Source organism: Streptomyces marokkonensis (assembly GCF_008312835.1).
Classification (GTDB): domain Bacteria; phylum Actinomycetota; class Actinomycetes; order Streptomycetales; family Streptomycetaceae; genus Streptomyces; species Streptomyces marokkonensis_A.
Map to the genome: position 1 here is coordinate 100,936 of NZ_VSKS01000022.1, position 19,723 is coordinate 120,658.

General features: G+C 70.5%; 19 protein-coding genes. 8 read left to right on the top strand and 11 right to left on the bottom strand.

The features are described 5' to 3' along the window. Positions 1 to 35: 35 nt before the first annotated feature. Positions 36 to 677 carry a dienelactone hydrolase family protein gene (locus F1615_RS29760; protein WP_149552146.1) on the bottom strand — a complete coding sequence of 214 codons (642 nt, stop codon included), beginning with the start codon at positions 675 to 677 and terminating at the stop codon, positions 36 to 38. A 14-nt stretch (positions 678 to 691) separates the two neighbouring features. Continuing rightward, entirely contained in the window at positions 692 to 1,090 is a 399-nt protein-coding gene (locus F1615_RS29765; protein ID WP_425385668.1) for a DUF2267 domain-containing protein, read from the bottom strand. Between the two features lie 183 nt (positions 1,091 to 1,273). Between F1615_RS29765 and F1615_RS29770 the strand changes: the two genes are divergently transcribed. Next, a complete protein-coding gene (locus F1615_RS29770; protein WP_167533895.1) occupies positions 1,274 to 1,609 on the top strand; it encodes a DUF6343 family protein in 336 nt (111 codons plus the stop codon). 47 nt (positions 1,610 to 1,656) lie between these two features. Here the strand turns inward: F1615_RS29770 and F1615_RS29775 are convergent, their stop codons facing one another. After that, the gene (locus F1615_RS29775; protein WP_149552148.1) at positions 1,657 to 2,490 is read right to left on the bottom strand and encodes an SDR family oxidoreductase; all 834 of its coding nucleotides are present in this window, start codon (positions 2,488 to 2,490) and stop codon (positions 1,657 to 1,659) included. 130 nt (positions 2,491 to 2,620) lie between these two features. Beyond that, the gene (locus F1615_RS29780; RefSeq protein ID WP_149552149.1) at positions 2,621 to 3,643 is read right to left on the bottom strand and encodes a LacI family DNA-binding transcriptional regulator; all 1,023 of its coding nucleotides are present in this window, start codon (positions 3,641 to 3,643) and stop codon (positions 2,621 to 2,623) included. 138 nt (positions 3,644 to 3,781) lie between these two features. On the opposite strand from F1615_RS29780, the gene F1615_RS29785 reads away from it, so the two are divergent. From F1615_RS29785 to F1615_RS29800, 4 genes are read left to right on the top strand one after another with little or no spacing between them, the layout of a single operon-like run. After that, positions 3,782 to 5,086, top strand: coding sequence for an ABC transporter substrate-binding protein (locus F1615_RS29785; RefSeq protein ID WP_149552150.1), 1,305 nt, complete (start codon positions 3,782 to 3,784; stop codon positions 5,084 to 5,086). A 10-nt stretch (positions 5,087 to 5,096) separates the two neighbouring features. Continuing rightward, complete coding sequence (locus F1615_RS29790; protein ID WP_149552151.1) at positions 5,097 to 6,053, top strand: carbohydrate ABC transporter permease; 957 nt, start codon at positions 5,097 to 5,099, stop codon at positions 6,051 to 6,053. Then, positions 6,050 to 6,868, top strand: coding sequence for a carbohydrate ABC transporter permease (locus F1615_RS29795; RefSeq protein ID WP_149552152.1), 819 nt, complete (start codon positions 6,050 to 6,052; stop codon positions 6,866 to 6,868). The genes F1615_RS29790 and F1615_RS29795 overlap by 4 nt, the downstream gene beginning before the upstream one ends. Next, positions 6,865 to 9,240 (top strand): glycoside hydrolase family 3 N-terminal domain-containing protein, encoded by a 2,376-nt coding sequence (locus F1615_RS29800; RefSeq protein WP_149552153.1) that lies wholly within the window; start codon positions 6,865 to 6,867, stop codon positions 9,238 to 9,240. Before F1615_RS29795 ends, F1615_RS29800 begins: the two co-directional genes overlap by 4 nt. A gap of 138 nt (positions 9,241 to 9,378) precedes the next feature. On the opposite strand, the gene F1615_RS29805 is transcribed toward F1615_RS29800, so the two are convergent. After that, complete coding sequence (locus F1615_RS29805; RefSeq protein ID WP_149552154.1) at positions 9,379 to 10,830, bottom strand: membrane-associated oxidoreductase; 1,452 nt, start codon at positions 10,828 to 10,830, stop codon at positions 9,379 to 9,381. A gap of 147 nt (positions 10,831 to 10,977) precedes the next feature. Here F1615_RS29805 and F1615_RS29810 point away from each other — a divergent pair, with 147 nt between their 5' ends. Continuing rightward, entirely contained in the window at positions 10,978 to 11,517 is a 540-nt protein-coding gene (locus F1615_RS29810) for a GNAT family N-acetyltransferase (RefSeq protein ID WP_149552155.1), read from the top strand. A 63-nt stretch (positions 11,518 to 11,580) separates the two neighbouring features. Here F1615_RS29810 and F1615_RS29815 read toward each other — a convergent pair whose 3' ends face one another. From F1615_RS29815 to F1615_RS29825, 3 genes are read right to left on the bottom strand one after another with little or no spacing between them, the layout of a single operon-like run. After that, entirely contained in the window at positions 11,581 to 12,312 is a 732-nt protein-coding gene (locus F1615_RS29815) for a nitroreductase family protein (RefSeq protein WP_149552156.1), read from the bottom strand. A gap of 41 nt (positions 12,313 to 12,353) precedes the next feature. Further along, on the bottom strand, positions 12,354 to 12,557 hold the full coding sequence (locus F1615_RS29820; protein ID WP_149552157.1) for a DUF397 domain-containing protein: 204 nt from the start codon (positions 12,555 to 12,557) through the stop codon (positions 12,354 to 12,356). Continuing rightward, entirely contained in the window at positions 12,554 to 13,411 is an 858-nt protein-coding gene (locus F1615_RS29825; protein WP_149552158.1) for a helix-turn-helix domain-containing protein, read from the bottom strand. Before F1615_RS29825 ends, F1615_RS29820 begins: the two co-directional genes overlap by 4 nt. Positions 13,412 to 13,548: 137 nt before the next feature. On the opposite strand from F1615_RS29825, the gene F1615_RS29830 reads away from it, so the two are divergent. Continuing rightward, entirely contained in the window at positions 13,549 to 13,881 is a 333-nt protein-coding gene (locus F1615_RS29830; protein WP_149552159.1) for a deoxyxylulose-5-phosphate synthase, read from the top strand. Positions 13,882 to 13,937: 56 nt separating this feature from the next. Here F1615_RS29830 and F1615_RS29835 read toward each other — a convergent pair whose 3' ends face one another. Both F1615_RS29835 and F1615_RS29840 read right to left on the bottom strand, forming a co-directional pair. Further along, on the bottom strand, positions 13,938 to 14,588 hold the full coding sequence (locus F1615_RS29835) for a response regulator (protein ID WP_149552160.1): 651 nt from the start codon (positions 14,586 to 14,588) through the stop codon (positions 13,938 to 13,940). After that, positions 14,585 to 15,766 carry a sensor histidine kinase gene (locus F1615_RS29840; RefSeq protein ID WP_149552161.1) on the bottom strand — a complete coding sequence of 394 codons (1,182 nt, stop codon included), beginning with the start codon at positions 15,764 to 15,766 and terminating at the stop codon, positions 14,585 to 14,587. Before F1615_RS29840 ends, F1615_RS29835 begins: the two co-directional genes overlap by 4 nt. Before the next feature lie 155 nt (positions 15,767 to 15,921). On the opposite strand from F1615_RS29840, the gene F1615_RS29845 reads away from it, so the two are divergent. After that, complete coding sequence (locus F1615_RS29845) at positions 15,922 to 16,557, top strand: VanZ family protein (RefSeq protein ID WP_149552162.1); 636 nt, start codon at positions 15,922 to 15,924, stop codon at positions 16,555 to 16,557. Between the two features lie 76 nt (positions 16,558 to 16,633). Here F1615_RS29845 and F1615_RS29850 read toward each other — a convergent pair whose 3' ends face one another. Beyond that, complete coding sequence (locus F1615_RS29850) at positions 16,634 to 19,618, bottom strand: carbohydrate binding domain-containing protein (protein ID WP_149552163.1); 2,985 nt, start codon at positions 19,616 to 19,618, stop codon at positions 16,634 to 16,636. Between the last annotated feature and the right edge of the window lie 105 nt (positions 19,619 to 19,723).

Genomic DNA, 19,723 nt, shown 5'->3' on the forward strand with positions numbered 1-19,723 from the left:
GGCGCGGTGTGCGCCGCGGCCCGCCGCACGTCCTGTCACAGGTGCTCGCGGAACCAGCCGGCGGCGAGCTCCGCCACCTGCTCCAGCGCGCCGGGTTCGGGAAAGAGATGGGTCGCGCCGGGCACGACGTGGACGTGGTGGGCGGCGGCGGACAACCGCTCGGCGGCCCGGTGGTTGAGATCGAGGACGACCTCGTCGTCCCCGCCCACGATGAGCAGCACGGGGGCGGAGACCAGGGGCAGCGCGTCGTCGGCCAGGTCCGGGCGTCCGCCCCGGGACACCACCGCCGACACCCGCTGGGGACGCTCGGTCGCCGCCACCAGGGCGGCGGCGGCTCCCGTGCTGGCCCCGAACAGGCCCACCGGCAGGTCCGCGGTGTCCGCACGCCGCTCGAGCCAGTCGACGGCGTGCGCCAGACGCCGGGACAGCAGACCGATGTCGAAGCGGTGCCGGCCGGTCACGGCGTCCTCGCTCTCCTCCTCGGTCAGCAGGTCCAGGAGAAGCGTGCCGAACCCGGCCAGCTGCAAGGCGGTGGCTACGGCCCGGTTGCGGGGACTGTGCCGTGAACTGCCGCTGCCGTGCGCGAACAGCACCATCGCGCGCACCCCGGCGGGGATCTCGAGATCACCGGCCAGAGCCGCCCCGTCCGAGGGGATCGTCACCGATGCGGAGACCATGCCCGGTCACCTCCTCAGTCGGTGTCCTCGGCGGCACGGCCGACGGGCAGCAGAGCACCGATGTCCTTCGGCAGCGCGGCGGCCACCTTCTCCGTCAGCTCCGGAGTGAGCGCGGCGTCGAGCACCTCCAGTACGGCGGCGGCCTCCCGCAGGGCCGCGTCCTCGTCCGTCTCCGCGCGGCCGGCGATCCGCCCCGCGAACGTGGTCAGGCCGAAGCGCTCGCCCGAGGTGGTCGCCGCGCCCTCGGCGACGGAGTCCCTGGCCTGCCGCATGGGCGCGGCCAGGGTCGGCGGCAGCTGGGCCGCCACGTGGTCCGTCAGCCCGGACGGCAGCCGTTCGGCCAGCGTGGTCAGCACGGCGCGGGTCGCCGTCTCGGCCGATCCCCGGTCCGGCAGCCGGGTGAGAGCTTGCACTTTTCCGATGATCTGATCGTGCTGCATGAGGCGTCGTCCTTCCTCATGGTGCGGTCGTCCGCGACGGTCGGCGGTCGGGCACCGGCCGGGTACCCGGAATGCGTGCCCCCAACGAGCGCCGGTTTGCCCTGGTCGCCGAGGGCTACCCGGCCCACGACGGACGTGGCCGAGGAGGTGTGTGGCGTGCGCGACGAACGTACCGGCCAGGGCCGGAAGCCGGTCTCCCGGGCCCGCTCCGGAACGATCGGCCGCCGCTTCCCCCGGACGGGCACCGAGCCGGTCACCGCGCGCAGCCCGCTGCGCCTGCGTCTCCTGCTCGCCGGGGTCTTCCTGCCCCTCCTCCTCGCGGGCTGCGCGCTCTTCGGCGTCCGGGCCGCGGACGCCGGTCCCGGGGACAGCCCCGGTCGAGGCCCGCTGATCTTCCTCTCGATCGTCTGCGGAGTCCTCGCCCTGACGGCCCTCCTGGACCTCCTCGTGATCCTGCGCCGCCTGAGCCGCGAACGGGGCACCGCCCGCTGACCGCCGCGTTGCCTCCCTCCTTCACGCCCGGCGGCGGGGCAGGGCCGTCAGCGGAACGCGGCGACGTTCTCCGCCGCCCACTGCCGGAAGGGCCTGGCGGGGGAGCCGGTGACGTGCGGGACCGTGTCGTGCACCTCGAGCAGTTCGTCGTTGACGTCCCCGCCCATCAGATCGAGCACCGCGTGCGCGGTCTGCTCGCCCATGAAGGGGGCCATCTGCCGGTGCGCCTCTTCCCGGCCGATCTCCTCGACGGACACCTCCTGCCGCAGGGCCGCCCCGATCGCCCGCGCCTGCTGCCGGGGCGTGATCCGTGCCGGTCCGGTCAGTGCGTACGTCCGGCCGCGGTGACCCGGCCCGGTCAGCGCCGCCCGGGCCACCGCCGCGATGTCGGCGGGATGGACGGCGGGAAGGCCGACGTCCGCGTAGGGCACCCGGATCGACCGGTGCTCCCGGACCGACGCGGACCACCACAGGGCGTTCGACGCGAACTGGGTCGGGCGCAGGATCGTCCAGCTCATCCCGCTGTCCTGCAGCAGCCGCTCCAGGGCCAGGTTCTCGGCGGCGGCGGGCAGGTGCGGATGGGTCCGCACCGTGATGGACGACACGAGCACCACGTGCTCCACCCCCGCCCGCCGGGCGGCCGTGACGACGTCCGCGTCCGCGCCCGCGCCCGGTACGAGGAACAGGGAGCGCACTCCGTCCAGCGCCGGCTTCAGCGAGGCGGGCCGGGCGAGGTCACCCTCGACGGCTTCGACCCCGTCGGGGAACGAGGCCCGGGCGGCGTCACGGGTCAGGCCTCGCACGGGCGGGGCCCCGGACGTCCGTAACTGCCGCACCAGAGCGCTTCCGATGTTTCCGGTGGCACCCGTCACAAGGATCATCGATGTCCTCCCCTGTCGTCGGTCGGTGATCACGCCCGTCGAGACGCTAGGACCTCGATCAAGGTTCAGGTCAAGGGGAGGCCGGCACGGGGGAGCCGCCGGGGCAGGGGCAGACTCGCGCGCGCCGGGCTCACGACCCTTCGAAGCGAGCCGTGCTCTGCCGTACGACCAGGTGGGTCGCCAGTTCTATGCGCTGCGCCGCCGTGCCCGGGTCGTCCGGGCGCAGGAGCATGCGGGCCGCCTCCTCGGCCATGTGGCGCAGCGGCTGGTGGACCGTGGTGAGGGGTGGGCTGGACCACTGGGCCAGGGGGACGTCGTCGTAGCCGACCACCGACAAATCCTCCGGTACGCGCAGTCCCCTGACCCGGGCCGCCTCCAGGACGCCGAGCGCCTGGAGATCGCTGCCCGCGAAGACGGCCGTCGGCCGGCCGGGGCCGTCCAGCAGGTCCATGGCGTGTGCGAAGCCGCCCTGCACGTGGAAGTCACCGAAGCGCGTCAGGCCCGGGTCGGTCTCCAGGCCCGCCATCGCCATGGCCGAGCGGTAGCCGTCGAGGCGGGCGAGCGAGCAGAGCATGTCCTCGGGGCCGGTGATGATGGCGACCCGCCGGTGCCCGAGATCGGTGAGATGGCGGGTGGCGGCCAGGCCGCCTGCCCAGTTCGCCGAGCCGACCGAGGGGACGTCGGGGTCGGGGTCGCCCGCCGGGTCGATGACGACGAAGGGGATGGCCGCCGCCCTGAGCTGGCGTTTGATGTCCGCCGGAAGTGTGGAGAAGACCAGCACGACGCCCAGCGGCCGGCGCTGCAGCACGCCCGGGAGCCACTCCGGCGCGGGGGTGTGCCGGGTGCCGCTCTCGGTGAGCACCACCGTCGCGCGGTTCTCCTTGGCGACGTTCTCCACGCCCCGGATCAGCTCCATCGCCCAGACGCTCTCGAGCTCGTGGAAGACGATCTCGACGAGCGGGGAGCGGGACGCCGACTGGGCACGGCGGCGGTAGCCGTGGGCGTCCAGCAGCCGTTCCACCTTGGCACGCGTCGCGCGAGAGACATCCGATCGGCCGTTGAGGACCTTCGAAACTGTCGGCATCGAAACGCCGGCCTCTTTCGCTACCGTGGCCAGGGTGACTCTGCCGCTCGTCTCGTCGTCATCGTGCATAGACGCAGGATACGGCACCGTGCGTCGATAACGGTTTGGGTGAGTACGGACTCGACCGTTGACCGAAACTCCCGTCTGACCTACTGTCCCATGGCATGGACTTTCGGTGATGATGCCGAAACTTTCGAAAGGCGAACGATGAAGACACGTGCGCGCTTGCCCAGACTGGTCGCCTGCGGTGCGACGCTCGCCCTGGCCCTGACCCTGACGGCCTGCGGTGACGGGGACGGCGGGGCGTCGGCGGACGACGGCAAGATCCATGTCCTGGTCTACGGGGACGCCACCAACAAGGTCGAGAAGCAGCTCGTCGACACGTTCAACAAGACGTCCGACGTCAAGGTCGTCCTCGACACCATCCCCGGTGCGGACTACCAGAAGAAGCTGCAGACGATCATCAACACCCCGCAGGCCCCGGACGTCTTCTTCAACTGGGGCGGCGGCAGCATCAAGCCGTTCGTCAAGGCCGGCCTGCTGATGCCGCTCGACGACTTCATCAAGAAGAACCCGGACCTGGAGAACAAGTTCCTGCCGTCCGTCTTCAACAACGCCACCGTCGACGGCAAGCCGTACGGCGTTCCGATGCGCGGCACCCAGCCCGTCCTGCTCTTCCACAACAAGGCGGTCCTCGACAAGGCGGGCGTCCAGCCGCCGAAGACCTGGGACGAGCTGCTCGACGCCGTCGGGAAGCTCAAGGACGAGGGCGTCACGCCGATCGCGCTCGGCGGTGGCGACGTCTGGCCGACGCAGATGTGGTTCCAGTACCTCTACGACCGCATCGCCGGACCGGAGCTGTTCGCGAAGGCCGTCGGGGGCGACAAGAGCGCCTGGGAGAGCGCGGACAGCAAGAAGGCCCTGGACATGATCAGGGAGCTCGTCGACACCGGCGCCTTCGGCAAGAACTACGACTCCGTCAAGTACACCAACGGCGGCTCGGTCCAGCTGGTGTCCTCGGGCAAGGCCGGCTTCGAGCTGATGGGCTCCTGGTACTACTCCCAGCAGCTGACGGACCACAAGGAGTTCGCCGAGAAGGACCTCGGCTACACCGCCTTCCCGACCGTCGAGGGCGGCAAGGGCGACCCGGCCAACGTCGCCGGCAACACCAACAACTACTACTCGGTGATGAAGAAGACCAAGCACCCCGAGGCCGTCGCCGAGTTCCTGAAGCTCATGTATTCCGACGAGTTCGTCAAGGCGCAGCTGGACATCGGCAACCTGCCGACCACGACCAACACCGACAAGTTCATCGAGACCTCGGGCACCCCCGAGTACTCGCGCTTCCAGTACGACCTGGTCGCCGACGCCCCGTCGTTCCAGCTGTCCTGGGACCAGGCGTACCCGCAGAAGGCGAGCTCGGACATGCACAAGGCCGTCCAGCAGTTCTTCAACGGACAGCTCGACACGGACGGCTTCATCAAGGCCATGCAGGCCCTCCCGACCGAGTGACGAACGGCTCATGACCACACAGATCACGAGCGCCCGGCCCGCCGCCGGCCCCCGTAAGGGGTCCCGGCGGCGGCCGCCCGCCTCGTCCGCAACGAACGTGGGCCGCCCCGGCTTCGCCTGGGCACTGCCCGCCGCAGTGTTCTTCGCCCTCTTCGCGATCACCCCGCTGATCATGGTCGCGGTGCTGTCCTTCATGAGCTGGGACGGGCTCAGCTCGCCCGAGTTCGTCGGCATGGACAACTGGTCGCGCCTCATGGACGACCCCGTGATGCTCAAGAGCATCTGGCTGACCCTGCTGCTGACCGTGCTCGGCGTGGTCGTCCAGACGCCGCTGAGCATCGTGCTCGGCGTCTGGGCCGCCGGCCACCAGCGCAACCGGGCCGTCCTGTCCGTCATCTACTTCATCCCGCTGCTGCTGTCCGCGACGGCCGTCTCCGTGCTGTGGCGGGCGCTGCTCGACCCGAACTTCGGCATCCCGGCCGACGCCTCCTGGCTCTTCGGCGACGGCAACCTGTTCGGTGAACAGGCCACCGCCATCGGAGTGCTGGCGTTCGTCAGCACCTGGCAGTTCACCCCGTTCCACACCCTGATCTACCAGGGCGCCGCCCGCGCGATCCCGCACGTGCTCTACCAGGCCGCGGAGATCGACGGCGCGGGCCGCTACCGGCAGTTCTTCCACATCACCCTGCCGCAGCTGCGCAACGCGATGATCACCTCGATGATCCTGATGATCGTCGGCGGCCTGACCACCTTCGAGACCGTCCTCATCCTGACCCAGGGCGGCCCCGGCACCGACACCACCATCAGCGCCTACTACATGTACGACAAGGCGTTCAAGAGCTTCGACTACGGCACCGGCTCCGCGATCGCCCTGGTGCTGGTCGTCGCGGCCACGATCATCTCGCTGATCGTCGTCCGGGTCTCCGGCTACGACAAGATGCGCAGCTCCATGGAGGGTGTGTCATGAGGCGCCGACCGAACTACCTGGCCGGCGCCGGCTCCCTCTTCTGGCTCTTCCTGGTCGGCCTGCCGCTGTACGTGATGCTCGCCGCGACCCTGCGCACCCGACAGGACTACGCCGAGAACGGTCCCGTCTCGATCCCGGACAGCTTCACCCTGGACAACTACACCGGCGCCTTCGACTCGGGCTTCGGCCAGTACTTCGTCAACACGCTCGTCGTCACCGCCTGCGTGATCGGCATCGTGGTGCTGCTGGTTCCGCCGCTCGCCTACGCGATCGTCCGCAGCCGCGGCCGGACCACGTCGGCGATCTTCCGGCTGTTCCTGCTCGGACTCGCCATCCCCGCCCAGGCCGTGATCGTGCCGATGTTCTACCTGATCAGCGAGGCCGGGCTGTACGACAACCTGCTCGGCGTCATCCTGCCCACGGCCGCGTTCTGCCTGCCCATGTCGGCGCTGATCCTCAGCGGCGCGATGCGTGACATCTCCCCGGAGCTGTACGAGGCCATGGCCATGGACGGCGCCAGCCCGCGGCGCATGTTCTTCCAGCTCGTGCTGCCGCTGTCCCGGGGCGGACTGTCCACGATCGTGGTCTTCTCCGCGCTCCAGGCATGGAACGGCTTCCTGTTCCCGCTCGTGCTGACCCAGTCCGACTCCACCAAGGTGGTCACCCTGGGTCTGTACAACTTCCAGACCGAACACGGTATCGACATCCCCGGTCTGCTGGGAGCCGTGGTGCTGTCCATGGTGCCCATCCTGCTCGTCTACCTGTTCGCCCGTCGCGCCCTGGTCCAGGGCCTGATGGGTGTCGGAGGAAAGTGACTGCCGACGTGGCCGTAGAGACCACCCCCGAAATCCCCCTGTGGAACGACCCCGACCGCCCCGTCACCGCCAGAGTCGACGCGCTCATCGGCGCGATGACCCTGGACGAGAAGATCGCCCAGCTGTACGGCGTGTGGGTCGGCGCGTCCGCCAACGGCGGCGAAGTGGCCCCCCATCAGCACGACATGGAGGAGGCCGTCGACCTCGACGCGCTTCTGCCCCACGGACTGGGCCAGTTGACCCGCCCCTTCGGCACCGCGCCCGTCGACCCGGCGCTCGGCGCGCTCTCCCTGCTGCGCACCCAGTCCCGCATCGCCTCGGCCAACCGCTTCGGCATCCCCGCCGTCGCGCACGAGGAGTGCCTGGCCGGCTTCGCCGCCTGGGGTGCCACCGCCTACCCCGTCCCGCTGTCCTGGGGCGCCACCTTCGACCCGGACGTGGTGCGCCGCATGGCCGCCGCCATCGGCCGCGACATGCGGTCCGTCGGTGTCCACCAGGGGCTCGCGCCCGTCCTCGACGTCGTGCGCGACGCCCGCTGGGGCCGGGTGGAGGAGACCATCGGCGAGGACCCCTACCTCGTCGGCACCATCGGCACCGCCTACGTCCAGGGCCTGGAGTCCACCGGCATCGTCGCCACCCTCAAGCACTTCGTCGGCTACTCGGCCTCCCGCGCCGGACGCAACCTCGCCCCCTCGCCCATGGGCGCCCGCGAACGGGCCGACGTCCTGCTGCCGCCGTTCGAGATGGCGATCCGCGAGGGCGGCGCCCGCTCCGTGATGCACTCCTACACCGACACCGACGGCGTCCCCGCCGCGGCCGACGAGAGCCTGCTGACCGGACTGCTCCGCGACACCTGGGGCTTCGGGGGGACCGTCGTCGCCGACTACTTCGGCATCGCCTTCCTCAAGACCCTGCACGGCGTCGCGGGCGACTGGGCCCAGGCCGCGGGCGCCGCGCTGAAGGCCGGTGTCGACATCGAGCTGCCCACCGTCAAGACGTTCGGCGCACCGCTCGCCGAGGCCGTCGCCGACGGCCGGGTACCGGAGGCGGTCATCGACCGCGCCCTGCGGCGCGTCCTCGGCCAGAAGGCGATGCTCGGACTGCTCGACCCGGACTGGAGCCCGGTGCCGCCCGCGCTCGAAGGCGCCGACCTGGACGACCCGGACACCCTGCGCGGCAGGATCGACCTGGACGGGCCGGAGAACCGGGAACTGGCCCGCGAGATCGCCGAGAAGGCGGTCGTCCTGCTCACCAACGACGGCACCCTGCCGCTCGCCCGGCCCCGCCGCATCGCCCTCGTCGGCCCCAACGCGACCGAGGCCACCGCCGTACTGGGCTGCTACTCCTTCCCCCAGCACGTGGGCGTGCAGCACCCGGACGTCCCGGTCGGGATCGACCTGCCCACCCTGCGGGACACCCTGGCCGCCGAGTTCCCCGACGCGGACATCACCGTCGCGCGCGGCACCGGCGTCGACGACGGGGACCTCTCCGGCATCGGCGAAGCGGTGGACGCGGCCAGGGAGGCGGACATCGTTATCGCGGTCCTCGGCGACCGCGCGGGCCTGTTCGGCCGCGGTACCAGCGGGGAGGGCTGCGACGCGGAGTCCCTCGCCCTGCCCGGCGCCCAGCAGCACCTGCTCGACGCGCTGCTCGACTCCGGCAGGCCGGTGGTGACCGTCCTGCTCGCCGGACGGCCGTACGCGCTCGGCCGGGCCGTCGCCGAGTCCGCGGCGATCGTGCAGTCCTTCTTCCCCGGAGTCGGGGGCACCCACGCGATCGCCGGAGTGCTCAGCGGCCGCACCGCCCCCTCCGGACGGCTTCCGGTCAGCGTGCCGCGCGGCCCCGGATCCCAGCCGACCACCTACCTCGGTGCCCGGCTCGCCCAGGCCAGCGAGGTCTCCAACATCGACCCGACCCCGGCGTTCGGCTTCGGCCACGGCCTGACGTACACGACGTTCGCCTGGAGCGACCTCGCCGTGGACGCCGGGGAGGCGCCGACGGACGGCGAGTTCGCCCTCGCCCTCACCGTCCGCAACACCGGGGACCGGTCCGCCACCGAGGTCGTCCAGCTCTACCTGCACGACCCGGTCGCCTCCGTCGTCCAGCCGGTGCAGCGGCTCGTCGGCTACGCCCGGGTGCCGCTGGAGCCGGGCGAGGCGCGCCGCGTCCGCGTCACCGTCCCGGCCGACGTGGCGTCCTTCACCGGCCGCGACGGCCGCCGGGTCGTCGAACCCGGGGACCTGGAACTCCGCCTGGCCGCATCGAGCACGGACGCGCGCCTCACGGCGACGGTCACCCTGACGGGCCCGGAACGCCGAGTGGACCACACCCGCCGCCTCCACGCGGCGTTCACCCAGGAGCCGACGGCGTAGGACCGGCCCGGACTCCGCCCGGCCGGCCGGGACCGCACCCGCGGTCCCGGCCGGCCGGGGTTCGGACCGTCTCCTGGTGCAGCGGCGGCCGTAAGAGAAGACCGTGCCGAGCCCTGTCCTTGAGCATGCGAGCGGGCGCTACGGGCGGCTGAGGGTGCGCGTGATCCCGGCGACGACGGTAGTGGCGAGAACCCAACCGACGGCGATCAGCAGGTAGGACACCCACTGGTGCACACCTGTGGGTGCGAAGGCACGCTGCTGACCGAAATCGATGATCGGCAGCAGGAGGTCCAAGGTGTAGACGGGAGCAATGAACTCCGGACCCTTGCCCTGCTCGACCGGAGGTGGCTCGTGCGTTCCATACGCGACCGAGCCCATGATGAGCAGGGCGAGAAGCCAGCCGCCGGCACGTGTGGGACGGAAGCCGTAGCCAACAGCCGCGTCCTGGAGATAGCCCCACAGCTTGCCATACCAGGAGAGAGTCGCCCGGCGCCGACGCTGCTGGGCAAGCTGGACGGTGCGGGCGTCGGCGTCATCACCGACGCGGCGGTAGGAGGCTGTGAGCTGCTCGTAGCTGTGGGGGACGAAGCCGTCCGCATCGCGATCCAGCAGGGCGAGCCGGTCCGCGGCGGGAAGGCGCGGGGCAAGCGCCTCGTACGTCAGTCCCTCCAGGCGTACCCTGGCGGGCCAGACCTGTGGCGCCGCCTCGATGACCTTGAAGCCGGCGTACTGCATTCTGACGTCGCCGGTTACCGGTCGTGCATCTCGCAACGTCAACTGGGTGGCTTCGCAGCTGCTGATGCCCAGTGCGACACCGCCCGGGTTGCTGAGTTCGGCTTCGATGAAGGAAATCCAGCCTGCCACCCTGGCGCCGGTGAGCCTGACGCGGCCCTCGGCGATGAGGCCGCCGGCGTTGAGGACGGTTCCGACGGCGAGTCGCGCGGCGTCGAGGGCATCGCCGTTCGCGTTCCTGAGGTGGGCGTCCTCCAGATCGACCGCCCCTTCGACATGCGCCGTACTGAGGCTGACCCCACCCAGTGCCACGAGGCCGGGTGCCCGTATCCCGGCACCCACGGAAGCGTGATCGAGTTGGAGCGCCCATCCGTCACCCGTCCCGACATGGGCGTGATCCAGGAAGATCCCGCCGGAGACCTGGGCGTTGCTCAGCTGAACGCCTCCCGCTGCACGGCAGTTCGTGAGCCGGAGTGCGCCGTCGACGCGGAGGGACGTAGCCGCCAGAGCAGGAAGGCAGGACCCGCTGAGGTCGAGCAGACGGATCTGCGCCCCGTCAAGTTCCAGCGCGCCACGGAAGTGACAGGAGGTCAGACGGATCGGATGGCGTATCTCCGCGTGCTGGAGGTCGAGAACGCCGGTGATCCTCGCTCCGGCGACGCGCAGAGCGGGCGCCTCACCGGGTTCCGACGCACCTCCCAGGAGGAGAGTCCGGATGACCTCGGCCCGAACCGTCCGCTCGGTGCCCCGAACAGTCGCTGGATCCTCCCGCGCGTCCCGTCGGACGTCGACCGCTGCACCGCGAGGGAACGCCTGCCAGATGCGACGTTCCAGAGGCGTCAGGTCTGTGCTGTCCATCTGCAGGACCTTATCCGTCGAGTACGGCTGCCAGGTGAACCGGCGGTCGGCACAGGCCACTTCCGTAACCGGCACAATTCGTGACGCCCGTCCATCGCCTTCTCCTGCCCCTTGATCGCTGCTGAGCCCGCTGATTGCATGGCCGGCATGACCGAGCTCGGATCCGTCTCCTGGCCACCTGCCCCGATCAGGACCGAGAGGCTCGTACTCCGTGAGCCCGAGGCCCGGGACCGTGGGGTGTTCATCGAACTGCTGGCGTCCCCGGAGGTGCACACCTACCTCGGCGGCGCACGCCCGCGGGACGACCTTGAGCGCGAGATGCCCAGGGTGCCCGAGCGGTGGCCGGGGAGTTTCGTCGTTGATCTCGACGGGGCGATGATCGGCCAGATACTGCTCAGGAGAGCAACGGAGCACTGTCGCCCGGCCGCCGCGGGGAACGTCGATCTCGGCTACCTGTTCCTGCCGCGAGTGTGGGGGTACGGGTACGCCGCCGAGGCGTGCGCAGCGGCACTCGCCTGGTTCGCCGGCGCCCTTCCCGGCGAGCCGGTAGTGCTCACCACCCAGACTGCCAATGTCCGCTCAATGCGCCTCGCCGCGCGGTTGGGGTTCACGGAGGTGGAGCGGTTCCGGGCTTGGGACGCCGAACAGTGGCTCGGCCGGTGCTCCCCGGCCAAGCCCTCCGGTTGAGCTCACGCCCGACAAGTGTCCCGGGCGGGGCGCCCCCGCCCGGGGCACCGGTGTCCGATGGACCTACCAGCGGTCGCGGTGCACGACCTCTTCGACCGGACGGCGGCTCACCGGACCGAACCTGCCGCGTGGCCACCCCACCGGGATGGCCGCGAAGGTGTTCATGTCCTCGGGAATGCCGAGGACCGCCTTCCACTCGCTCTCCAGGAACAGGTGCCAGATGGTGATGTTGGCGGCCAGGCCCAGGCCCCGCGCGGCGAGCAGCAGGTTCTGCACGCCCGGGTAGACGCAGGAACCCTCCGCGAGGGCGGAGAAGCGGTCCTGGATCCGCCCCATGCGCTCCGTCGCCTCCGCCCCGAGCGCTTCGGCGTAGACGCGCAGCCCCTCCTCCTCGATCCTCGGCTCCGGGAACCGGTAGCAGGGGATGATCAGCGCCGGGGTCTCGGCGAAGTGGTCGCGCTGGAACTCGATGGCCGCGACCATGCGTGCGTACGCGGCCTCGTCCATCCCCGCGGGGGCGTACTTGCCGGTCGTGGCCAGGTAGGCGTCCACGCACCGCTTCCACAGCGGCGCGAGTTCGGCCATGACCGCGGGGTCGGTGACGACGACGTACTCGTAGCGCTGCATGTTGCCGCCGCTGGGGCCCCACACGGCGGCCTGTATCAGCCGGTCCAGGAGCTCGTCCGGCACCGGGTCGGGCCGCAGGCGCCGCATGGCCCTCATCGTGGACATGGTCGCGAAGAGGGCCGGGTCGGCGGCGGGTGCGTCGGAGGGGGAGTGCTCGGTAGTCGTCATGATCGTGAGTGTAGGGACTGTGAACACCCCCTGCCGCGCTTCTACTTCACGTGCGTCACGAACGCGGCCCACTCGTCCCGGCCGACCCGCAGCACGGTCCCGCTGCCCACGGCCTTGGAGTCCCGCACGTACACGGCCTCCGTACCGGCGGCCACCTCGACGCAGTCACCGCCGCTCGTCCCGCTGTAGCTGCTCTTGAACCAGGCGCGTTCACTGGACTGCTCAATGCCCTGATCGGTGCTCATAGCTCCCCTGCCATGCGCTCGACGAGACGGGAGGACTCCTCCGTGTTGAGGGCCTGCGTGCGCAGCATCCCATACCGCAGCCAGAACTCGCTGACCTCGTTCCGGTCGGACCTGACGCTCACCACGTCTTGTGCCTCGATGTAGACGAACTGCTTGCGATCGGTCGACTCGATCAGCACCATCGGCCCGTTGAGCCCGCTGTGTGCACCTCGGGCAGTGGGCATGATCTGCAGTTCGACGTTACGCATCTTCGAGCACGCCAGTAGGTGCTCCAACTGTCCCCGCATCACCGTGGTGTTCCGCACCACGCGCCGGATGGCCGCTTCCTCCACGACGAACACGAAGACCATGGGCGGGCTCTTGCGGCTCAACAGCGCCTGGCGCGCAAGACGAGCGGCCACCCGTTGCTCGACGATGTCATCGGGCAACGGAGGGAAGTGCGCTTCGAGTAGCGCCTGCGCGTATGCCTCGGTCTGCAGCAACCCAGGAATCAACAGGGGGTCGTACGAGAACCTGCTCACCGCCTCGGCTTCCAGGAGAGCGAAGTCCTGGAAGAAGACGGGAAGTTTGGCCCGGTCCACGTCGTCCTGCAGTACTCGCAGCGCCCCGCCCGCCTCCAGCGCCCGCTCCGCGGCCTCCGTGAAAGCCGACTTCGCCGGTCTCCGTCCCTGCTCGACGGAGGCGACCTGCTCCAGCGAGTAGTCGATCGCCTCGGCGAGGGCCTGTTGGGTGAGGCCGGCCCGTTCTCGGAAGAGGCGGACGAGCTTGCCGTAGGCGCTCCACGCCGCCGGACGCTCCTTGTCCGGTGTGCGCCGGCCGGTGGTCCCGCATTCCCGCTGGGTGGTCCTGCCCATCGCGCCCCCTTGTTCCGCACAGCGTTCCGTCGTGACCGGTAACGACGAAACCGGCGTTCGGGCCACGCGCACGAACCCGTACGGCGGCCGTACAAAACGCGTCGAACTTCGGACAGGGTGCCGCCTACCCTGGCCGCATGAGCTACGGGAAGACCTCCTACGTCTGCCTGCCCTGTCGGGCCTCCTACAAGCAGCCCTACGACAGGGACAGGCCGCACAGGACCTGCCCCCGCTGCGCGGAACCGCTCATCCACGTGGGCTCGGCGTTCGCGGCGCCCCCGCGCCGGGACATCGCGGCCTGGAGAGCGCTGTCCGTTCTCCTGCACGCCGGGGTCCGCTTCAACAAGAGCTGTTGCGGCGGGCCCGGGTACCGTCCGCGCACCCTGAGGGAGGTACGCGAGCGGATGGCGTACGCCCGTCGCACGGGGGAGCCCTTCGCCAGGGCGCTCGTACGTGACGACGTGCCGTGACGGAGAACAGCTCCACGTACAGCCGGTGACGATCGGTGCCGTCGTGCGCGGCTCGGTCAGCGGGTGAGTCCTGATTCCCAGGCCCAGGCCGCTATCTCCACCCGGTTGCGGGCGCCGAGTTTGCCCTGGATGTTGGTGAGATGGGTCTTCACCGTGCCCACGCTGATGTGCAGGGCGGCGGCGACCTCCGCGTTGGTGTGCCCGCGGGAGACGAGGGCGGTGACCTCGGTCTCGCGCTCGGACAGGGGCGAGGAACGGACCGGGCCGGCAGCGACGGCGGGGCGGGCGAACTGCTGGAGCAGGCGGACGGTGATGGAAGGGCTGATGAGGGCTTCGCCGGAGGCTGCGGAGCGGACGGCCTCGGCCAGCAGACGAGGGCCCGCGTCCTTGAGGAGGAAGCCGCAGGCACCGTTGTGCAGGGCCTGGTGGACGTACTCGTCGTCGTCGAAGGTCGTCACCATGACGACCTTCGGGGTGTGCGCGGCCCCGGGACGGTACAGGTGCCGCAGCGCCTCGATGCCGTTGAGCCGCGGCATGCGGATGTCCATGAGGACGACATCGGGGCGGTGCAGGTCGGCCTGCTGGATCGCGGCGACCCCGTCGGCGGCCTGGGCGACGACGTCGATGTCGTCCTCGGCCGACAGGATCATGGCCATGCCGGTGCGGACGATCGTCTGGTCGTCCGCGAGGAGCACACGGATGGTCATCGGAGCACCTGCCGCAGGGGGAGAGGGAGTTCGAGTGCGACGTGCCAGCCGGCCTCGGGGCGGGGACCCGCGGTCAGCGTGCCCCCGGCGGTGACGGTGACCTCGCGCAGGCCGCGCAGCCCGTAGCCGGTGCCGTCGGACGGACGGTGATGTCCGTCGTCGGTGATCCGCGCGGTCACCCGGCGGCGGGAGACGTCCAGGTGCACGTGTGCGGCGGTGCAGTCGTGGGCGTGCTTGCGGATGTTCGTCAGCGCCTCCATGACCACGCGTTCCACGAGGTGGGCGGCGTCCGCGGGGAGGCCGTCGACCGGACCGGTCTCGGTGAAGTGGACGCGGGCCCCGGGGAGCCGGCAGTCGGCGACGAGGGCGCGGACGGCGGCCGTGCCCGGTGCCCGGGTGTCCGGGGCGGTGTCCTCGCGCAGGGCGCCGACCATCCTGCGCATGGCGGTCAGCGCCTCCGCCCCGGTGGCCTCGATCAGTTCCAGGGCGTCGCCCACCGCCTGGGGCTTCCTGGCCGCGACGGCACGGGCGCCCTGCGCCTGGAGCACGATGCCCGATATGTGGTGGGCGACGAAGTCGTGCAGGTCGCGGGCGAAGCCCAGGCGCTGTTCGAGTCTGATCTGCTCCTCGCGCTGCCGGCGTGAGGCGGCGACCAGGCGGACGGTGAGGCCGGAGGCCAGGGAGCCGCCTGCCACCAGCGTCAGGACGAGCGCGACGATGCTGCTGCCCTCGTCCACCTCGATCACCAGCGGACGCAGGGTGACGGCGGCCATCAGCAGTGGCAGAGCGGCAGCGGTGCCGACCGGGGAACCTCGCCGCGCCGTCACGTTCAGCAGCACCATCAGAGCCGTCGGCTCGAACAGGGTGTAGGCGTCGGAGGCCTGGTCCGGGACCGAACCGCCACTCGCCGCCACGCGCAGTCCGACCGAGCAGGCCAGCGACACCAGGGCCACGCCGCACGCCGCCCACGCCAGCACCGCGGGGGACGACTTGATCACCACGGCCGGGAAGACGACGGCCGCCGCCGCGGCCGTCGACAGGAACAACGTGACCCCCGTGCCCTGGCTCTGGAGGGTGCCGGTGTCGATGTCGATCAGCAGGGCCGCTCCGGGGAGGCAGAGCAGCAGGGCGCTGACGGCGAACCGGCCGGCGGCCGGCACGCGCAGTGGTCTGAGCATGGTGAGCACCCTAGCCGCGCGCGGCATCGGGCCCCTCTGCCGAAAGTCGTAGCCGTCCACCGGGGAATGGGTCCTTCGGGAGATCCCCCGGACCTGGCCCGGAAGGAAGCTGAAGCACGTCAGCACCGCTCACCCCGACCGAAGGATCAGCCCTCATGGACATTCGCTTCCAGGTGGATTCCGCACCCGTTCTCGGCCCCGCGCTCGTCCTGTTCGCGGCCGGCACCGTCATCCGGGTGAGGCGTGGGGTGTGGGACAAGCGCCGCGGTCTGCTGCGGCTGGCCGCCGCCGTCCACGTCGCCGCCGTGCTGTCCCTGACGGTCTTCCCCTTGAACGTGACGTGGGGCGAATACGCCAACCAGGCTCCCTGGATCGGCCAGATCAACTTCGTTCCGCTGCTCACCGCGGACATCACCATGGTGCCCAACGTCATCATGATGGTGCCGGCCGGCTTCCTGCTGCCCCTGCTGTTCCGGAACGCCACCTCGGCGTCGCGCGCGACCCTGATGACGGCGGCGGCCAGCCTGTCCGTGGAAGCCGCCCAGTTGCTGTCGTACATCGTCCTGAACAACGGTCGCTCCGTGGACGTCAACGACCTCCTCGCCAACACGCTCGGCGGACTCGCCGGCTACGCCCTGGTGACCCTCGCCCTGCGCGTGCCGGCCCTGCGCGGGAGCCTCCTGGCGGCCGCGCTGCCCCGCTCCGCCGCGTCGCGGGCCGACCGCCGGCGGACGGCGACTGCCGACGGTACCCAGGACGCCCCGATCGCGGGTCCCGTCGTCCGCCCTTGACGCCGTGAAGCGGGACGGCACCCTCGGGGCCGGCGACGGACGTCGTCGGCCCAGAGGGTCGGGGGATTCCGCCGGGTCACTTCAGGTAGGGACCGGCGGTTCCGATCCTGCCGGTGCCGTTCAGGACGTAGACCCTCAGGTTGCCCTTGCCCGGCGCGGCCACGGAGAGCGTGCCGTTGGAGACCGTCCTGACATCGCCGGTGACCGCGTCGGTGTAGGTGCCGTTCGGGACGCCGGTGAAGGTCGCGCCGCCCGAGACGGTGACGAGGGCGAAGCTGTCCGTGCCGCCGCTGGTGTAGCGGCGCTTGAAGGCCATGTCGCCGGAGATGCCCTCCGTGGAGTACTGGCCCATCTGCAGGGCGGGGATCGCCCGGCGGATCTGGTTCAGCCGCTGGACGTGCTTGACCAGGGGCTGCGCGAGCGTCGTGGCCACGGCGCCGGTGGCCGAGTCGACCTTCGAGAAGTCGGAGGAGGTCACCTCGCCGGCGACGTGGTCGCCGTAGTACGCCCTGCCGGTCGCCGCCAGCGGGCAACTCGGCCCGCAGTCGATCTTCCTGCCCTTCTGGAACTCGATCTCCGAGCCGTAGTAGAGGGTGGGGATGCCGCGGAAGGTCCACATCAGGGACATGTTCTCGGCCCAGGCGTCGGTGCCGCCCGTGTAGCGTTCACTGCTCTTGTTGGGGCCGTAGTCGTGGCTGTCGACGTAGACGACGTTGTACGTGGCGTCGTGGTAACTGTCGTCGGAGTCCTTGCCGTTGTGGAAGGCGTTGCTCGCGTCACCGAAGTTCATGTGCATGCGCATGTCGATGACGCTCATGCCGGAGAAGCGGCCGCGGTCCGGGGCGTGGTAGGCGTTGCCCTCGAGGAAGGCGTTGGTGGAGGTGGGCTGGTTCCCCGTCCCCTGCTGCTGCTCGTAGTCGTACATCTCCAGGGCCGCCTTCTCGTCGTCGGCGCTGTACTCCTTGCGTTCCTTCCAGGTGAAGAACTGGGCTGAGTGGTTGACCGAGCCCCGGTTCCACTTGTCGTTGACGAAGGAGGCCACCTCGCCGAAGACGAAGAAGTTCCTCGCGGCCTCCGCGCCGTGCCGCTGGGTGACGCGATCCTGGATGGCGGGCAGGAAACGGCGGTTCCAGGTGGTGCGCGGGATGTGCACGGCCGTGTCGACGCGGAAGCCGTCGACGCCCATGTCGATGTACTTGTTGTAGGCGCCGATCAGATGGTTCTGCACCTGCGCGTTCTCGGTGTTGAAGTCGGCGAGGTCCTCGTGCAGCCAGCAGGAACGGGAGTCCTCGCCCTCCCAGTTGCCGATCCAGCAGGTGTGGTACAGCGCCTTGGGGAACATGCCGGACGTCGGGCTGGGCCACTGGCAGTTGTAGAGGGTGTAGCCCTCGGGGCTCTTCCCGCCGGTGGGCTTGCCCCAGTTGACGCAGGTGTTTCCGGTCGGCTCGGCCGTGGACCAGAGGTCGCCGTTGTAGTAGGACTTGCCGCTCCTGGGGTCGACGGTCAGGCCGTCGTACTCGAAGCCGGGCTGCTTCTCGTCGTAGTACCAGCTCCACTGGGAGTCGCGCACGCCGTGGACGGTCGGGGTGAACAGGCCCTTGGCGCCCCAGCGGGAGGAGTGGTTGTAGACGACGTCCTGGTAGATCTTCATGCCCTTGGCGTGCGCCGCGTTGATGAGGTCCTGGTAGGAGGCGCCGGCGGACTCCAGGCGCGGGTCGACCCGGTAGAAGTCCCAGCCGTGGTAGCCGTGGTAGTCGTAGTCCGAGCGGTTCAGGACCACCGGGGTGATCCACACGGCCGAGAATCCGAGGCCCTTGATGTAGTCGAGCTTGTTGATCAGCCCCTTGAAGTCGCCCCGGAACATGGGGTCGTCGCCTGCCGCGTTGCCGGACTTCTCGTGCTGGCTGCCGCCGCGGTTGTTGGAGCCGTCGCCGTCGTTGAAGCGGGCGGTGAGGACGAAGTAGATGGGGTCCTTGCGGGGGTCGGTGCCCAGCGGCTTGCCGGCCGCGGGCGCCGGCGGCTTCGTCCCGGTGGTCGCCGTCGCGGCGGCCGAGGCCGCGGAGACGTTGCCCGCGGCGTCCACGGCCCGGACGGTGTAGGTGTAGGTGGTCCTCTCCTCCAGGTTCGTGTCGGAGAAGACGGTCGAGCCGACATCGGTCACCACGTCGCCCCTGGTTCCGCCGGTGCGGATGACCTGGTACCGGGTGACGCCCGTGTCGTCGGTGGACGGCTCCCAGGTCAGCACGACGGACACGCCGTCCGCCCGGGCGGCCACCCCGGCCGGAGCGGTCGGCGCCCGTGTGTCGGGCGCCTCGTCGGCGCACGGGTCGCCGGCGTCCTCGGTGACCGTGTTGTCGGAGACGGTGGTCACTCCTGCGGGCAGGGTGTAGTCGGCGCCCTTGTTGTTGTCCCACAGGCCGTTGCCGTTGTTGAACGCGGCCTTCATCGAGGTGGCCGTGCCCAGCTCGACGTCCTTCTTCCACCAGCCCGCGCACGCGGCCTGCATGCCGGCACCCGGCACCGTGGTCCACGCACCGCCCGCGGGCTGGTAGTGGACGTTAGCGGTGGTCCAGCCGAGGGTGCGGGTGGAGTAGTAGACGGTGGCCCTGTTGCCGTCCTCCGGCGCCGGGTCCGGGTCACCGCCGCAGGGGTCGGAGTGGGCGATCACGCCGTCCTTGACCGTGATGGTGCCCGTGCCGAGCGCGTAGTTCCTGCCGGCGTTGTTGTCCCAGGTGCCCGCCCCGTCGTTGAAGGTGGCCCGCAGACCCTCCGCGGCGCCCAGGGTGACGGTCTTCTTCACCCAGTCGGTGCACGCGGCCTCCATCGTCACGCCGGGGACGGTGGTCCAGGAGCCGCCGTCGGGCGCGTAGTGCAGGTTGTACCGGTCCCAGTTCCTCGTCTTCGTGTAGTAGAAGACGGTCGCGGTGTTGTCGGCCGCGGCGGCGGGGGTGGTTCTGGGGGAGGGGGTGGCCGACGGGACGGACACCAGCCCCAGCACGGCGCCGACGGCCACGGACACGGCCAGCGGCCGTCCGGGCAGCCGGGTGCGGATGCGTCTCATGCGTGTCTCCGGAGAAGGCGGGGAGGACGGGGCGCAGGCGGTTCGGGCGCACCGGACTGTGAAAGCGTGAACGAAAATTTCAGAAAACCCTTACGGCAGCGGCAA

What these genes read in the sequence shown, in the direction of transcription:
- F1615_RS29760 (WP_149552146.1), bottom strand. Translation starts at nt 677, where the DNA reads ATGGTCTCCGCATCGGTGACGATCCCCTCGGACGGGGCGGCTCTGGCC.
- F1615_RS29775 (WP_149552148.1), bottom strand. Translation starts at nt 2,490, where the DNA reads ATGATCCTTGTGACGGGTGCCACCGGAAACATCGGAAGCGCTCTGGTG.
- F1615_RS29780 (WP_149552149.1), bottom strand. Translation starts at nt 3,643, where the DNA reads ATGCACGATGACGACGAGACGAGCGGCAGAGTCACCCTGGCCACGGTA.
- F1615_RS29785 (WP_149552150.1), top strand. Translation starts at nt 3,782, where the DNA reads ATGAAGACACGTGCGCGCTTGCCCAGACTGGTCGCCTGCGGTGCGACG.
- F1615_RS29790 (WP_149552151.1), top strand. Translation starts at nt 5,097, where the DNA reads ATGACCACACAGATCACGAGCGCCCGGCCCGCCGCCGGCCCCCGTAAG.
- F1615_RS29795 (WP_149552152.1), top strand. Translation starts at nt 6,050, where the DNA reads ATGAGGCGCCGACCGAACTACCTGGCCGGCGCCGGCTCCCTCTTCTGG.
- F1615_RS29805 (WP_149552154.1), bottom strand. Translation starts at nt 10,830, where the DNA reads ATGGACAGCACAGACCTGACGCCTCTGGAACGTCGCATCTGGCAGGCG.
- F1615_RS29810 (WP_149552155.1), top strand. Translation starts at nt 10,978, where the DNA reads ATGACCGAGCTCGGATCCGTCTCCTGGCCACCTGCCCCGATCAGGACC.
- F1615_RS29815 (WP_149552156.1), bottom strand. Translation starts at nt 12,312, where the DNA reads ATGACGACTACCGAGCACTCCCCCTCCGACGCACCCGCCGCCGACCCG.
- F1615_RS29820 (WP_149552157.1), bottom strand. Translation starts at nt 12,557, where the DNA reads ATGAGCACCGATCAGGGCATTGAGCAGTCCAGTGAACGCGCCTGGTTC.
- F1615_RS29825 (WP_149552158.1), bottom strand. Translation starts at nt 13,411, where the DNA reads ATGGGCAGGACCACCCAGCGGGAATGCGGGACCACCGGCCGGCGCACA.
- F1615_RS29830 (WP_149552159.1), top strand. Translation starts at nt 13,549, where the DNA reads ATGAGCTACGGGAAGACCTCCTACGTCTGCCTGCCCTGTCGGGCCTCC.
- F1615_RS29835 (WP_149552160.1), bottom strand. Translation starts at nt 14,588, where the DNA reads ATGACCATCCGTGTGCTCCTCGCGGACGACCAGACGATCGTCCGCACC.
- F1615_RS29840 (WP_149552161.1), bottom strand. Translation starts at nt 15,766, where the DNA reads ATGCTCAGACCACTGCGCGTGCCGGCCGCCGGCCGGTTCGCCGTCAGC.
- F1615_RS29845 (WP_149552162.1), top strand. Translation starts at nt 15,922, where the DNA reads ATGGACATTCGCTTCCAGGTGGATTCCGCACCCGTTCTCGGCCCCGCG.
- F1615_RS29850 (WP_149552163.1), bottom strand. Translation starts at nt 19,618, where the DNA reads ATGAGACGCATCCGCACCCGGCTGCCCGGACGGCCGCTGGCCGTGTCC.